The organism is Glaciecola sp. 33A, from assembly GCF_002836745.1.
GTDB lineage: Bacteria > Pseudomonadota > Gammaproteobacteria > Enterobacterales > Alteromonadaceae > Glaciecola.
Genome location: NZ_PJAR01000038.1, coordinates 46,922 through 60,712, shown reverse-complemented (window position 1 = coordinate 60,712; position 13,791 = coordinate 46,922). Strand labels below are relative to the sequence as shown.

Sequence of the window (13,791 nt, the reverse complement as noted above, 5' to 3'; positions counted from 1 at the left end):
ATTAATATTTAAAACTAAAAGCGAAAGAAGCAAACTAAATAACGCGATTCAAACATCACTTTTGACCTTCAAAGGCCACCCATAACAAAAATTCTTGATAACGTTCATTGTTTTTCGCTTTACTGTCTCGCCATTCTTGAAATTGTTGGGAAGTACACTGCAGCTCCTTTTTCGTTTCTTTTTTCATTAACTTGTCTGTTGTCGTAGTTTGAAAAAGTGAGCTTAAACTAAGCTGACCATTTTCATCTGAAAGTATACCGCCGCCCTCATTTAACTCCTCCTGGGCTTGGGCTGATGAAACAAACATTAAAAATATAAAACCCATCAGTTTGAAACAGCTAATAGTGTTGAAGTACCTAATTAAAAAAAAGTTTGAAGCCATATTGTTACTGCCTATTTACAAGCTAATTGTGTATCGGTGCAGATAGAGCAAGCGAAAATAAATTCGCTTACTCTCCAATTATTTAAAGTTGTACCATGCCCCCAATAGCAAAAGAATTAAACGACTTTTGACCCTCAGTATCACCCTGAGTAGCTTGGATCCACAATCTTACGCCTTTGGTTGGTGCGTAGTGATATGCCACAGTTGTGCGGTCATGGTCGGCGCCAGCAAGACCTTGTGCGGACTTGCTGCCATATTGACCTAAACTAACACTGGCAGCATGTTTACCTTTGGTATAACCTAATTTACCGTTTATAAAGTCACGCTGACTATTATTAACGAGGTCAGATTCACCGTATGTTGCCGTGAAATTAACCCCGGATTTATGCTTATATCCGGCTAAAACGCCTCTTCCACTTTGCGCCCCAAAAAATCCTGGGGTGGCATTACCGTCAATATTTGCTTGCGGATCTAAATCGTTATCTGTATCCCCGAAATCACTTACCCAAGCATTAGCTCGCCAACCATTCTTGGCATATTTAACCGCAAACTCTCTGCTGCTATCTTCGCCTTGTTGAGCATAAAATTTTATCCCCCCCATAAAGCGAGGAGACTCATAAGCGATACGCTCACTAAAGATAGATTGAGTTTGCACAAAAGGTGTTTGACTTTGTCCTGTAGGTCCCCTTCGGGTGGACCCAAATCGTTGGCTCATGCCAAGGGGATCTGACCACCACGTGCCTGATTGATCTACATCCGAGGCAATCCAAGTTATCGAAGCTCCGGTGCCTAACTTTAACTTTCCATATTTTCCTGACACCCAAATTTCTTGAATTCTGTTTCGTGCATTTGACTCCGTATGCAGTATGTTTGAGACCCCTTCATCTAGGCCAATTTCAACTTGAGCGCCAAAAATGATGCCCTCAAAGTCAATCGAACCTTTGATGCCGATAGTCGATTCTGCAAATTCGTGTCTACCAAAGTATACATCATCAGATGTGTCGTCGCTGACCACGTTATAAATAACGCGACCATATGCAGTTACATCTGCAACTGCATTTGTTGGTGAAATAAACGGTGTCAGTAAAACAACTGCGGTAAGCAATTTTTTCATTATTTTTTCCTTTTTATTTATTAATGTGTGTTCTTATCTGATTATTAAGTGGTTTGGCATCAGCAGAACTAAGGCCAGTACAACTATCTGTATTAAAATGAATGGAATAACGCCTTTGTAAATAGTCGTTGTTTTGAGCGATTTTGGAGCAACTCCTTTGAGATAAAAGAGACTAAAACCAAAGGGGGGTGTCAAAAATGAGGTTTGTAAATTGAGTGAGATTAATATTGCAAACCAGACTAAATCGACATCTAACGCCATGGCAACCGGTGTGAGAATTGGCACAATCAAGAATGCGATTTCAATGAAATCGATAAAAAAGCCAAGAATTAAAATAGCCAACATTGCGAGCAAGATAAAAGTCCACTTTTCACCCGGTAATTCCATAAAAAAGTCTTCGACTAAGTATTCACTACCGGAATAACTGAAGACCATTGAAAATGCTGTTGCACCTATTAACACGGCAAATATCATTGCGGTAACTTTCACTGTTTCTTTGGACACTGCGTGCGTTGTCAAAAAAGATAACTTTCCATAACATCCAGCTAAGACCAAAGACCCTATAGCACCAATCGCAGAAGACTCAGTTGGTGTTGCGATACCGCTGAAAATAGAACCCAGCACCGTAATAACTAAAGTCAATGGTGGCACAATGTCTTTCATTGCTTGCACCAATAGCTCGCGCTTACTCTCCGTGACTACTAGGGGTGGACAAAACTCTGGTTTGAGTTTGCCTAGAACTAAAATATAGATGGTGTAAGCAGCAATAAGTAAACAACCTGGAATGATAGCGGCTTTAAATAAATCACCGACGGGGACACCCATTACGTCGCCTAGAATAATCAAAATAATCGACGGTGGAATAATTTGGCCTAGGGTTCCAGATGCACAAATCACGCCAGCTGCAGTTGGCTCATGATAGTTATTTTTCAGCATAACAGGCAAAGATATAACGCCCATGGCTACTACGCTTGCGCCAACAACACCTGTAGACGCTGCCAATAGAGCACCTACGATTATGGTTGAAACCGCAACGCCGCCAGAGAGCCCACCAAATAACTTAGCTGATGATTCTAATAGCCGTTCTGCTAATCCTGTTTTTTGTAATACGATCCCCATGAATACAAACATAGGAATGGCCATTAAAGTGGTGTTTTCCATTATGTTCATAATGCGATAGGGCATGAATGCAAATAAATCAGTTCCTAATACAATGATACCGACGATCACTGATATTCCGGCAAAGGTGAATGCAACCGAGTAACCTAAAAACAAACACAGCAAGGCGATGGAAAATAAAATAATACCGGTCATTTTCTATTCTCCGTTGATTTTACAACTCTGATGATTTGAATATTTTTGAGTGTGACGTATAGGATACTAAGTAACAGGAATACACTTGATACAGGAATAACCGAGCGCACAATCCATCGGTAAGGCAAGCCACCAGGAGCCGCGCTGCCCTCCCCCATATCATAAGCATCCATTGTATAACTCAAACTAAAATATAAGATGAGCAAAGTAAAAGGCAAAGCGAACAGCAAGGAACCGCCAATGTTGATAATAGCTTGATAGAATTCGCTCATCTTTTCATAGAAGACATCAACCCTTACATGACCATCTTCCTTGAGCGTGTAAGCCACGCCAAACATGAACATTGCTGCAAAGAGATGCCACTCTAGTTCTTGCATTCCTATGCTCACATCGTTAAATAGATAACGCATTACCACGTCATAGAATACATTTAGAATCATTAACATCATGAGTAGACTGCACACATTGCCAAGACCATTCAGGATTTTTTCAAGCAGATTAATTACAGCTTTCATTATTTAACTCTTAGCAATGGCACACAAACTTCGTGTGCCTTAATTGAATAAAATAGATTGGAATTTTAGTAGATTAGTGAATGCTATTTGTCTTCAAAACTATCGAGATAAGCTTTATCCGAGAAATTAGTCCAAGCTCTTATTTGGTCTTGATATTTATAAATTGATTCTAATATCTCTTTAGTTTTTGGGTCTTTATCAGCCGCTTCTTTTAGTAGCTCAGCTGTCACACTTTTAATTTTTGCCATGACAGGCTTTGGAAATGAACGTATTTTTACCTTAGGGTACTCATCTTGCAGTAAGGCTAAATTTACCCCACTTTCGTGCATCGATTGAGCGTACATATCGTAAGCTGATGCTTTCATAGCAATAGTAAGAATTTGTTGCAGATCAGGTGGTAATGAATCATAGGCTTTTTGGTTTACCATGAATTGCAATTCAGTTGCTGGCTCCTGCCAACCGGTATAATAAAATGGGGCAATTTTATGAAATCCCATGCGCAAATCTAATGATGGACCAACCCACTCAACTGCATCTATGGTATTGCGCTCCAACGCGGTATAAAGTTCACCGGACGGAATATTAGTCGGCTTTGCACCTAACTTTGCAAGAACCTCACCAGCAAACCCTGGGATCCGCATTTTTAAACCCTGAAAATCTTCAATTGAATTGATTTCTTTACGAAACCATCCGCCCATCTGAACACCTGTATTACCGCCGGGAAATGACATAATGCCATATTGATCATACGTTTCTTTCATTAACTCCATGCCGCCACCATAATAAAACCAGGCATATTGCTCAGGTGCAGTCATTCCAAATGGGAGAGTAGTGAAGAACATCGTGTTAAAGTCTTTTCCTTTCCAGTAATAAGAAGCGGAATGTCCCATTTGATATTGACCACTTTTAACAAAATCAAAGATACCTAAAGCTGATTTATGTTTATTAGCAGAATCAATTCTAATGGTAAGGCGCCCGTTGGACATTTCATCTACCATTTTTGCCATATTTTTTGTCGTATCTCCAAAAATAGGAAAGTTTGGACCCCATGTCTCAGCTAATCTCCAGCGGTATTTTTTCTGGTCATCTGCAATAGCAGGTTGAATAACCACCGATGCTAAAATTAATGCGCCAGCGAATAATCGATATATTTTGTTAGCCATATTCATACTTACTACCTTATTTTCTGCAAATGCAGTGATTAAAACCTATGTTTTTTGTTAATTGGATGTTAAACAATTGGGCCAAATAAACTATTCGGGCAAATACGCAAAGACACTAAGTGAAACTACCTACGTGTTAATATATTGTGAACAGGGCGTTAACCTGAAATACTGTCGATTATTAGAAGTAGAGATATAGGCAGATGAACGTGAACTTCAGAATGCGACTTATGTTAATAGCCGTTTTACAGGTTGTATTGACATCCTTAGTTACTTATTATTTTGTAACAAAAGAGTATCGTGACTTATCAAGTGAAAGTTTAATTACACTAGAGAAATTTTTAATTGACCAAAAAAAACAAGAACTCAAAAATTACACTGCTTTGGCAAAATCATCAGTTAACCATTTATATTCGCAATCAATCCCTGATAACACCGCTATAAAAAGCGTCGTTGCTCAAATTTTTGATGGTCTTTTATACAATGGAGACGATGGTTATTTTTTTGTATATGATGGTAACGGAACCAATATAAGTCACCCCAAAGAACCTTTTAGGATTGGTAAAAATTACTGGGAACTTGAGGATGAATCAGGTGAAAAAATCATACAAATACTGTTGAATAATGCAAAAAATGGTGGCGGCTTTTATCGTTATCCTTGGTTGAAACCCTCACTTAAAGCGTCATCCGATAAACTTGGATACTCTATTTACTTAGAAAAATGGGACTGGATGATTGGCACCGGAGTCTATCTTGATGATGTCTATGCGCAGCTCAGTCAGTTGCAGAATGAAATGGATAGACACACAAGTAAAACGAAACAGATTATACTGATAGTTGCCATTTCATCTATCTTTATGATTTTCTTGTTTGGTTTGATTGTCAACTTAAATCAAAAGAAGAAAACCGACTTAAAGATAAATCAACTTGGACAACGGATCATCACTTTGCAAGAAAACGAGCGCAGGCATTTTTCGCGTGAACTTCATGATGGGATTGTTCAGATACTTATATCCATCAAATATTCACTGGAAGCGACAGGCCGATATATTGGAACAGCCAACATACAAAAGCCTGAACAATTAAACAAAGCACAAAGTAATTTAAATACAGCGATCCAAGAAATACGCCGTATTTCGCATCATTTGCATCCTCGCATTCTGGATGAATTAGGTTTAACCGCAGCACTTGAAGCGCTCGCTTCTGAGTTTACTGAACGCACTGCAGTTAACATTCATATTGTTAAACCTGCCGCCAGAAAGTTACTACCGGATAATATAAACACAACACTTTATAGAGTAGTACAAGAAGCATTAACAAATATTGAAAAACACGCAAAGGCAACTGAAGTGGCTATTACTTTTGAATTTCAGAACAACTGGCTCACGCTCAATATTTCCGACAACGGTTGTGGATTTAATCAAGAGCTTAAATATGAACAGCCACCCCAGGGAATAGGGTTAAGAAACTTAGCAGAAAGAGTTGAATATCACAGTGGTCGATTTACTGTCACATCCGATACTGGCGGCACTAATATCCAAGTGATGATCCCTAAATCTAGCTTCGCCAATCATTTTAATAAAACCAGTTTTGAGGCACAAAAATGACCATTAATGCAACGTCAGATCGGAAAATCACCGTGTTATTGGTCGACGACCATCCCATGGTGCAAGATGGTCTAACAGCATGCTTATCGTATTATGATGATATTCAAGTAGTCGCAGCATGTACCAATGGAAAAGACGCATTAGATAAGGCATTAAGCCTAAAACCTGATGTTATATTAATGGACGTTAGCATGCCAATTATGAACGGCATAGATGCAACTGAAATCATTACTGATAAAATCCCAGACACCAAAATACTCATATTTAGCATGCATGAAAGTTCCGAATTTGTAACTAGTTCAATTCAAGCCGGAGCGTCTGGTTATATATCAAAAGACACGACATCAGAAGAAGTTTATTTTGCCATTAAAACGATTGCAGAGGGCAAAACGCATTTTAGTAGTTCCATCGCAATGTCTCTGATTGAGAACCCAATAAGACCTGAAAACGAAAAACTGACGACCAGGGAACAGGTAATTTTGACTTGGATTGCAAGAGGTTTGTCGAGTAAAGAAGTTGCCCGTAAACTCAATATTAGCTACAGAACTGTTGAAGCTCATCGTCGCAATATTAGAACCAAATTAAATATTGAATCTTTGGCTGAATTAGTGCGCTATGCGGTTAATCATGGCTTAGTTGATCCTTAGTTTGATTTGGCGATTGTTGAGGCCATATCAGGATTGTCGAAATCATTCCGACGTAACACAATTGCAGTAGCGATTGACAGCATACAATTCGCCACTTAAACATGCATGATGCCCATTTCACTAAATTGTTTAATAGCTATCATGAAATAAACCGCCTTTAGTGGATGTAACAATCAATTTGCTGCTTCTGTGCGCAAAGTAACTTATGTGTCTTATTTTAACTACGCTGAACAAGCTGTTTTGCACTCTAATCTGCAAAAACTACGCAAAAAATATGCACAAACTGGCACAGCAGATGAGCTTACTCGAGGTACAGCAAAAAAGCGGGTTACACCCCGACTTGTCTACAATAGTAGAAGTTACTCAAATGTTCAGCTAGAGTGATAGCCAATTAAGACCCCCTTTAAAGGCTAGATAGAAGATTGAACACATTCCAATACGCTTCCCCCACCTCATTCAGTAGTTACCGGTTTGAAGAACTGTCTAATCTGGCCCTCTATAGTGCTTTAAAACTTCGCAGTGATGTTTTTGTGGTCGAGCAGAACTGCGTTTATGCAGATTTAGACGGCAAAGACATTAAAGCAAATACATTACACTTGTTGCTTGAAACTAAGGCTAACACGTTGCTCAATGACAAGTCCGAGTCTGTCAGCGGCATTATCGCTTACGCACGATGTTTAGAACCGGGTAGCTCGTATCAGGGTTGCAGTATTGGTCGTGTCGCGGTTGCGAAAAAATCACGAGGGAATGGGCTTGCAAAATTATTGATGTTAGAGGCAATTAGTATATGTAAGCAACATTGGCCTGATGAAACTATTCAGATTGGTGCTCAGGTCTATCTACAAAAATTTTATGCTCAATTAGGTTTTATACCGTTTAGTCAGCCTTATGATGAAGATGGCATTATGCACATAGATATGCAGTTACAAACAAAGGCCTAGTTTACAGGCGCGGCATACTGTCTGCTTATATTTTTCCATGAAGCATCGGCGCCTCGGCGTAAACGCTTTATTCAGTAAGTGCATCAACGCCATAGCTCACATTCCAACTTTTCGTTTAAATGCTTCCCATGCATAAAAGGTCTTTAAAGCGGGTCGCCTAGCTAATGCGAAAGGAAATTGCTTAAGAGGTGATTTCCAAAACGGCAGATCAGGTAATTGCTCTGGAGCACAATGCAATTGTGCAAGACGTTTCCCAGCTTGAATAGAAAAAGCCAATCCTGCTCCACAATAGCCACTGCTATACAGTGTTTTGTTCTGTTGATCATGATAAACGCGTGGATAATCATCTAAAGAAACGCTGACCCATCCACTCCAAAAAGCGCCAATTTTGACATCATATAAATTAGGGAAAGTTGCTAATAGTCCATCTTTTAGCGCTTTTTGGTACTTAGCGTTATTCGCTTGCCTTCCTTCAATCGCTCCTCTGCCTCCAAACAACAAACGATTGTCAGGTAGTATTCGGTAGTAATATTTTAACGGCCTGGTATCCATAACCATCAAACCAGCTGCCATTCCAACATCCAACAGTTGCTGGGGCGTTAAGGGCTGCGTCACAATAATGCTAGATATAACCGGAAAGGTGCGATCTTTGAGACCGTTATACAAATTCCGTTGACCATAACCGTTCGTCGCTACAACCAGGGTATTTGCCGTAATTGAAGCCGATTTAGTTCTCAATACATGCTGTTGATCCACTCTTTGACAATCCATAATGGCGCTATTTCCGCAGATAGTAACGCCTGCATCTGCCGCTTTTTTTGCAATACCTTGGCACAACAACCAGGGGTTAATACCAAATGCATTTGGGTAGTAAATACCGCCATGTGCGCGCGTGCCGGATAAATAATTGGTCGCAATATCATCCGCTGAAAGTGATAATATTGAGTCACCATAATCCGCAGCCAGCTCCTTTGCTTGATGATGTAGAGCACTGACTAAAGATGGTTTATGGGCCAGTTTTAAATAGCCACCTGCAACGCGCTCACAATCAATACCGTCATCGATTAGCTGATTAACCGTATCAATGGAATTGAGATATTCGGCATAAATGGATTGGCTGACTGATTTGCCCCAGCGTTTTCGCATTTGTTGGACACTTAACCGTCCCGTCCCGGGTAGCACAAATCCGCCATTGCGACCACTGCAACCCCAGCCCGGTTGATTAGCTTCGATAACAGTGCATTCAACACCAAATTGTTGCGCCAAGTTGAGAGCACATGACAGTCCAGTATAGCCAGCACCAATGATCACAACATCCGTTTTATGCTCGCCAACAAGTGGCGAATAACCATCAGAAAATTTGTCTAATGCCCAAAAACTGTCTGGCTGATGCTGATCGCTGGGTGGCACATTATCCACAAGGGGGTCGTACATTAGTGAGCTAACCGATTGAATCTAAGTATCATTTCAGCGGCAGTACATTGGCATATAGCGCCACATACGGGGCAGTCATAGCCGTCTTCAATACTGTATTGCTGCCATCTATTTGTATGCTCTTTAACTAATTGGCCGCCACAAGCTTTGAAATAACTCAATGCAGAGTTACCGGGGCTGGCTAACCAAATATGAGCGACTCCTGCAAGTGCGCCCTGCTGCCTAGAAGTATCGATTGATTTTTTCAATAATCTTGAACCCACTCCACGCCCTCTCAATTCAGCATCAACCGTATTGCATTTAAAATAACAAACATGCTCTTTGGGAACGTCCCAAAGCAGCGGCGAACACCATTTGTCAGGCGTCCATTGATTGCTTGCAATGGTCAGGCGAAAGCCAATTAAATAGCCATCCGGCGTATTTCTTAATGAACTAACATTCAGCTTACGCAGCTCATCCAAGGAAAGCACGGCTACCCAGCTCGCATTGATATTGTTTGACCAACTGCGTTGATACAAATCACTTAAGCTGCTTTGATCCAAGTAATTATCACCATGCACTTGGTTACCTAAAGCAATAACAGCATCAAAATGATGGGCCGAAAGTTGCACGTAGTTTATTGACATTTAGAGATCGCGTTGGGGTTGTTATTATTACAATTGATGTTAACTACGTTACAGCAAAAAACAACACTCTTTTATCTAATTGCTTGCTTGAACTTTGAATTTACTTTTGAAAATCGATTCACGCAAATACTATATGTTGACTTTGTATTGTAAGCTGTATTTTTTTTAATTAGATCACTCGTATCAGAATGTTTCTAGTTATAAAAAGTGATATGTTTATGCTACTAAAATTTGAAACAATAAATGACTAATGAACGTTCAAACTATTAAAAAAATTACTCTTCTAGGAAAGACTGTCTCGTTCTTTCTATGCGTTATTTTTACGCCAGCGTCGATTGCTCTTGATAATGAAGAGAAAACGGTACTTCCACACTATGTTTTTACTGCAACCGATAACCCAATGTTGCAAGCCCAAACCGCATTAAGGAAAGCGAGTGCTGAGAATAAATATGCCTTAATCGTGTTAGGCGCGCAATGGTGTCATGATAGCGTTGGTTTAGCCGAACGTTTCTCTACTAACAAAATGCAAACGGTATTGTCAGAGCCCTATGTTACCCAATTTATTGATGTCGGCTATCTTGAGGACCGACGAGATATCACTTCTTTAGTCGGCTACCCGAATTACTTTGCCACACCTACGGTGTTAATTGTTGACCCAATATCTAATACTGTAATGAATATGGATTCACTTAAAAAATGGCAAAGTGCAGATAGTGTTGAGCTTCAAATCTATATTAAGCAATTCTCTCGTTTCAAAAAAGAAGCAAATTCCATGAAACTCGCACAAACGCAAAATAATCCTTATCTAAAGGCGTTTGAAACTCAACACGGCGAACGTTTGCAGCAAGGCTATCGAGTCTTAGGACCTCTGTTAGCTGCGAGTGATGTTGACGACGCTAGCAATATGACAAGGCAAGAGTATGAACAATTTTTGAAACTTTGGCGCGACGTTAAAAAGTTTCGCACCGCCGTTCAAACCAATATTCACGAACTAAGAGACGCCGACCTTGATGACACCGAATTGCAGCTAAAATTAGCCGAATCAACTCCAATAATACAATCATGGGAACGCGTATTGAGTAAAGATTAGTCGCTTTAAAGGGCGCGACTATGAACACCAACTAAACGCACAAGCGATACCCAGAATCACGTGCAAAAATCAAACAATACCGTTGATTATTATCTAACAGTCACCCGTTCTTATATACAATTGACATGAGTTATGTAAAACAAAGTGGATTTCTCTTGCGTTTGCGGTTGATTATAAACATCAAGTTATATAACATTAACCTACTTGGAAAATTCGTAAATAGAATCGAACTAAAATGACTATTACAAATCTCAGCCACCAGCATCATATGAACGCATAACCTTTCAGGTTCGTGCTGGAAGGGTGTTGTTTCCTTTCCGTGGCATTAAAGAAATTTGAAGCCCTCGAGAGGAAACTTTCGGGGGTTTTTTGTTTGGTTTTCGTTGCATATTAAATCAAATCGATCTCTCTGGGCTGGAATGGGTACAAGATAGAGCGATTAGATTGCATAAGTAAAGGCGTTGCGCTTGATCTTAGAGCCGTAAGTTACTATTTGTGCTTACCGTGTAATAAAGATTTTGTGAACCTTAGAAACTCCCAATATAGATTAACAAGTAGTAGCAATTAAGCGAAAGCATACAAAGGAACCAGAAATGAGCGATTCAACAAGATTAAAAATTGCGGTACAGAAAAAAGGCCGATTAAGTGATGACAGCATTGCGTTGTTAAAAGCGATTGGTATAAAACTACAAATTAGAGATCGCTTGCTCATTGCTCATTCAACCAATCAGCCTATCGATTTATTACTTGTGCGAGACGACGACATTCCAGGACTAGTGATGGATGGCGTTGTCGATATGGGCTTTATTGGCGAAAACGAACTTGAGGAAAAAATGCTTGAACGTCAATCATCTAAACGTCCTGCCGAGTTCAAAACGCTTCGTCGTTTAGATTATGGCGGTTGCCGTTTGTCTATTGCTATCCCAAACGAGATGCCATACGACGGCATAAAAACATTAAATGGCACCAAAGTAGCGACAACTTATCCTTATCTGCTAGAGCGCTACTTCAAAGAAAATAATATTGATGCACAAGCCGTCATGCTAACAGGCTCAGTTGAAGTTGCGCCGCGTGCCGGTGTTGCTGACGCAATATGCGACCTTGTATCAACAGGCGCGACACTTGAAGCCAATGGATTGCGTGAACAAGAAGTTATTTTTGAATCAAAAGCCGTCTTAATACAAAGAGCGCAGCCTTTAAGTGATGACAAGCAAGCATTAATAAATCGCTTATTACCGCGCGTTGATGGTGTTCTGCAGGCAAAAGAAAGCAAATACATCATGTTGCATGCACCTAAGGCCTACTTAGAGCAAGTCAAAAGTTTACTCCCTGGTGCTGAAAACCCGACTGTACTGCCGTTAGCAGGTAATGACGACACTGTCGCTATTCACGTGGTGAGCTCAGAGACATTGTTCTGGGAAACCATGGAAAAATTAAAATCGTTGGGCTGTAGCTCAATTCTTGTTATGCCAATTGAAAAAATGATGGGGTAATAGCGATGTTGTCGCAATCAATTATTGAATGGGCTTGTCTAACCAAGCAACAACAAATAGATGCGCTGTTGCGTCCAGCAATGAAAGACAGTGTTATTTTGCGTGATACGGTGACTAAGATTTTGAGTCGTGTGCGTGAAAACAAAGACGCCGCCGTATTTGAATATACAAAACAATTTGATGGTGCAGAACTGAGTGAATTGCGCTTAGACCCAGCCATCATTGAGCAAGCAGAAAGCAAAATTAAAGCGAAGGTCAAAATCGCTATTGATAAAGCGTATGCAAATATAAAAATATTTCATGAGGCCCAAATACCTCAGGATATTCAAATTGAAACAACACCGGGTGTGTTATGTGAACAAAAACACGCAGCCTTAGAAAAAGTGGGTCTTTACATTCCCGGTGGCAGTGCACCTTTACCTTCAACTGTGTTGATGTTGGGCGTGTCAGCCCAAGTAGCTGGTTGTGAATTGCCTATTTTATGCACACCACCCTCTCCACAAGGCACCATCGCACCTGAAATTTGTTATGCCGCAAAGCTATGTGGGATTAAACACATTTACCTCTGTGGTGGCGCTCAAGCAATTGCAGCAATGGCATTTGGTACCGAGAGCATACCTAAAGTCGATAAAATATTTGGTCCTGGTAATAGCTTTGTTACCGAAGCAAAACAACAAGTTAGCCAAGTTGTTAGCGGCGCGGCTATCGATATGCCCGCGGGTCCTTCTGAAGTATTGGTTATCGCTGATGCAAATGCGAATGCCGGATTTGTCGCTGCTGACTTGCTTTCGCAGGCTGAACATGGCGCAGATTCACAAGCCGTATTAGTGAGTAATGACCGCACGTTGATTGTGAAAGTACAACAACAAATCGGCTTACAACTTGCTCAACTTTCGCGCCATGATATTGCAACTAAAGCGGTAGATAACAGTCGTTATATTCTTACCGATAGTATTGAAGAATGTGTTTTGGTCAGCAACGCCTATGCACCTGAGCATTTGATTGTACAAACTGACCATGCTCGCGACCTATTAGCAACCTTGAAACACGCCGGTTCTATATTTATTGGGGCTTATTCTCCAGAGTCAGCGGGTGATTATGCAAGTGGTACTAATCATGTATTGCCAACCTATGGTTATGCGCGAAACTATTCGAGCTTGGGCTTACTAGATTTTATGCGCCGTTATACGGTGCAAGAATTATCGCGTGAAGGATTAGAGAATATTGGTGATGCCATTATGGACTTAGCAGATGCAGAAGGTCTCGATGCACATAGAAACGCGGTTAAAATTAGATTAACAGGTTTAGATCTACCCTCTACTTCACTTGCACAGTCTGAAAATGTTACAGTGAAAGACGATAGTGTTGTGAACAGTGCGGTAAATGAAGCGGAAAATAACACAAACAACAGCCACAATGAAACAGACGGTCATGTATATATTTACACCCCGGCAGGTAAGTAGCC

The 13,791-nt window shown here is 40.4% G+C and carries 13 protein-coding genes; 6 read left to right on the top strand and 7 right to left on the bottom strand.

The annotated features are described in order from the left end of the window. Positions 1-55: 55 nt before the first annotated feature. From CXF81_RS09135 to CXF81_RS09115, 5 genes are all read right to left on the bottom strand, one after another. Positions 56-325, bottom strand: coding sequence for a hypothetical protein (locus CXF81_RS09135; protein ID WP_157825538.1), 270 nt, complete (start codon positions 323-325; stop codon positions 56-58). A gap of 139 nt (positions 326-464) precedes the next feature. Continuing rightward, a complete protein-coding gene (locus tag CXF81_RS09130; RefSeq protein ID WP_101181062.1) occupies positions 465-1,496 on the bottom strand; it encodes a porin in 1,032 nt (343 codons plus the stop codon). A gap of 33 nt (positions 1,497-1,529) precedes the next feature. Next, complete coding sequence (locus CXF81_RS09125) at positions 1,530-2,810, bottom strand: TRAP transporter large permease subunit (RefSeq protein ID WP_101181061.1); 1,281 nt, start codon at positions 2,808-2,810, stop codon at positions 1,530-1,532. Next, the gene (locus tag CXF81_RS09120; RefSeq protein WP_198556364.1) at positions 2,807-3,325 is read right to left on the bottom strand and encodes a TRAP transporter small permease subunit; all 519 of its coding nucleotides are present in this window, start codon (positions 3,323-3,325) and stop codon (positions 2,807-2,809) included. The genes CXF81_RS09125 and CXF81_RS09120 overlap by 4 nt, the downstream gene beginning before the upstream one ends. An 83-nt stretch (positions 3,326-3,408) precedes the next feature. Further along, a complete protein-coding gene (locus tag CXF81_RS09115) occupies positions 3,409-4,488 on the bottom strand; it encodes a TRAP transporter substrate-binding protein (RefSeq protein ID WP_101181134.1) in 1,080 nt (359 codons plus the stop codon). A gap of 230 nt (positions 4,489-4,718) precedes the next feature. Here CXF81_RS09115 and CXF81_RS09110 point away from each other — a divergent pair, with 230 nt between their 5' ends. The 3 genes from CXF81_RS09110 to CXF81_RS09100 all read left to right on the top strand — a co-directional run bounded on the left by CXF81_RS09110 (position 4,719) and on the right by CXF81_RS09100 (position 7,683). Next, entirely contained in the window at positions 4,719-6,095 is a 1,377-nt protein-coding gene (locus CXF81_RS09110; RefSeq protein WP_232771862.1) for a cache domain-containing protein, read from the top strand. Beyond that, entirely contained in the window at positions 6,092-6,742 is a 651-nt protein-coding gene (locus tag CXF81_RS09105; protein ID WP_101181059.1) for a response regulator transcription factor, read from the top strand. The genes CXF81_RS09110 and CXF81_RS09105 overlap by 4 nt, the downstream gene beginning before the upstream one ends. Positions 6,743-7,164: 422 nt before the next feature. After that, complete coding sequence (locus CXF81_RS09100; RefSeq protein WP_369828671.1) at positions 7,165-7,683, top strand: GNAT family N-acetyltransferase; 519 nt, start codon at positions 7,165-7,167, stop codon at positions 7,681-7,683. Positions 7,684-7,779: 96 nt separating this feature from the next. On the opposite strand, the gene CXF81_RS09095 is transcribed toward CXF81_RS09100, so the two are convergent. Together CXF81_RS09095 and CXF81_RS09090 are read right to left on the bottom strand one after the other, a co-directional pair. After that, the gene (locus CXF81_RS09095) at positions 7,780-9,117 is read right to left on the bottom strand and encodes an FAD-binding oxidoreductase (protein WP_101181058.1); all 1,338 of its coding nucleotides are present in this window, start codon (positions 9,115-9,117) and stop codon (positions 7,780-7,782) included. After that, positions 9,117-9,743 carry a GNAT family N-acetyltransferase gene (locus CXF81_RS09090; protein WP_101181057.1) on the bottom strand — a complete coding sequence of 209 codons (627 nt, stop codon included), beginning with the start codon at positions 9,741-9,743 and terminating at the stop codon, positions 9,117-9,119. The genes CXF81_RS09095 and CXF81_RS09090 overlap by 1 nt, the downstream gene beginning before the upstream one ends. A gap of 250 nt (positions 9,744-9,993) precedes the next feature. Here CXF81_RS09090 and CXF81_RS09085 point away from each other — a divergent pair, with 250 nt between their 5' ends. The 3 genes from CXF81_RS09085 to hisD all read left to right on the top strand — a co-directional run bounded on the left by CXF81_RS09085 (position 9,994) and on the right by hisD (position 13,789). Beyond that, positions 9,994-10,833, top strand: a complete 840-nt coding sequence (locus tag CXF81_RS09085; RefSeq protein ID WP_101181056.1) for a thioredoxin family protein — start codon at positions 9,994-9,996, stop codon at positions 10,831-10,833. A gap of 593 nt (positions 10,834-11,426) precedes the next feature. Further along, positions 11,427-12,326 carry an ATP phosphoribosyltransferase gene (gene hisG, locus CXF81_RS09080; RefSeq protein WP_101181055.1) on the top strand — a complete coding sequence of 300 codons (900 nt, stop codon included), beginning with the start codon at positions 11,427-11,429 and terminating at the stop codon, positions 12,324-12,326. Between the two features lie 5 nt (positions 12,327-12,331). After that, positions 12,332-13,789, top strand: coding sequence for a histidinol dehydrogenase (hisD, locus tag CXF81_RS09075; RefSeq protein WP_101181054.1), 1,458 nt, complete (start codon positions 12,332-12,334; stop codon positions 13,787-13,789). Positions 13,790-13,791: the final 2 nt, after the last annotated feature.

Excerpts from the sequence above, each read along its gene's own strand:
- CXF81_RS09135 (WP_157825538.1), bottom strand. The coding sequence starts at position 325 with ATGGGTTTTATATTTTTAATGTTTGTTTCATCAGCCCAAGCCCAGGAG.
- CXF81_RS09130 (WP_101181062.1), bottom strand. The coding sequence starts at position 1,496 with ATGAAAAAATTGCTTACCGCAGTTGTTTTACTGACACCGTTTATTTCA.
- CXF81_RS09125 (WP_101181061.1), bottom strand. The coding sequence starts at position 2,810 with ATGACCGGTATTATTTTATTTTCCATCGCCTTGCTGTGTTTGTTTTTA.
- CXF81_RS09120 (WP_198556364.1), bottom strand. The coding sequence starts at position 3,325 with ATGAAAGCTGTAATTAATCTGCTTGAAAAAATCCTGAATGGTCTTGGC.
- CXF81_RS09115 (WP_101181134.1), bottom strand. The coding sequence starts at position 4,488 with ATGGCTAACAAAATATATCGATTATTCGCTGGCGCATTAATTTTAGCA.
- CXF81_RS09110 (WP_232771862.1), top strand. The coding sequence starts at position 4,719 with ATGTTAATAGCCGTTTTACAGGTTGTATTGACATCCTTAGTTACTTAT.
- CXF81_RS09105 (WP_101181059.1), top strand. The coding sequence starts at position 6,092 with ATGACCATTAATGCAACGTCAGATCGGAAAATCACCGTGTTATTGGTC.
- CXF81_RS09095 (WP_101181058.1), bottom strand. The coding sequence starts at position 9,117 with ATGTACGACCCCCTTGTGGATAATGTGCCACCCAGCGATCAGCATCAG.
- CXF81_RS09090 (WP_101181057.1), bottom strand. The coding sequence starts at position 9,743 with ATGTCAATAAACTACGTGCAACTTTCGGCCCATCATTTTGATGCTGTT.
- CXF81_RS09085 (WP_101181056.1), top strand. The coding sequence starts at position 9,994 with ATGAACGTTCAAACTATTAAAAAAATTACTCTTCTAGGAAAGACTGTC.
- hisG (WP_101181055.1), top strand. The coding sequence starts at position 11,427 with ATGAGCGATTCAACAAGATTAAAAATTGCGGTACAGAAAAAAGGCCGA.
- hisD (WP_101181054.1), top strand. The coding sequence starts at position 12,332 with ATGTTGTCGCAATCAATTATTGAATGGGCTTGTCTAACCAAGCAACAA.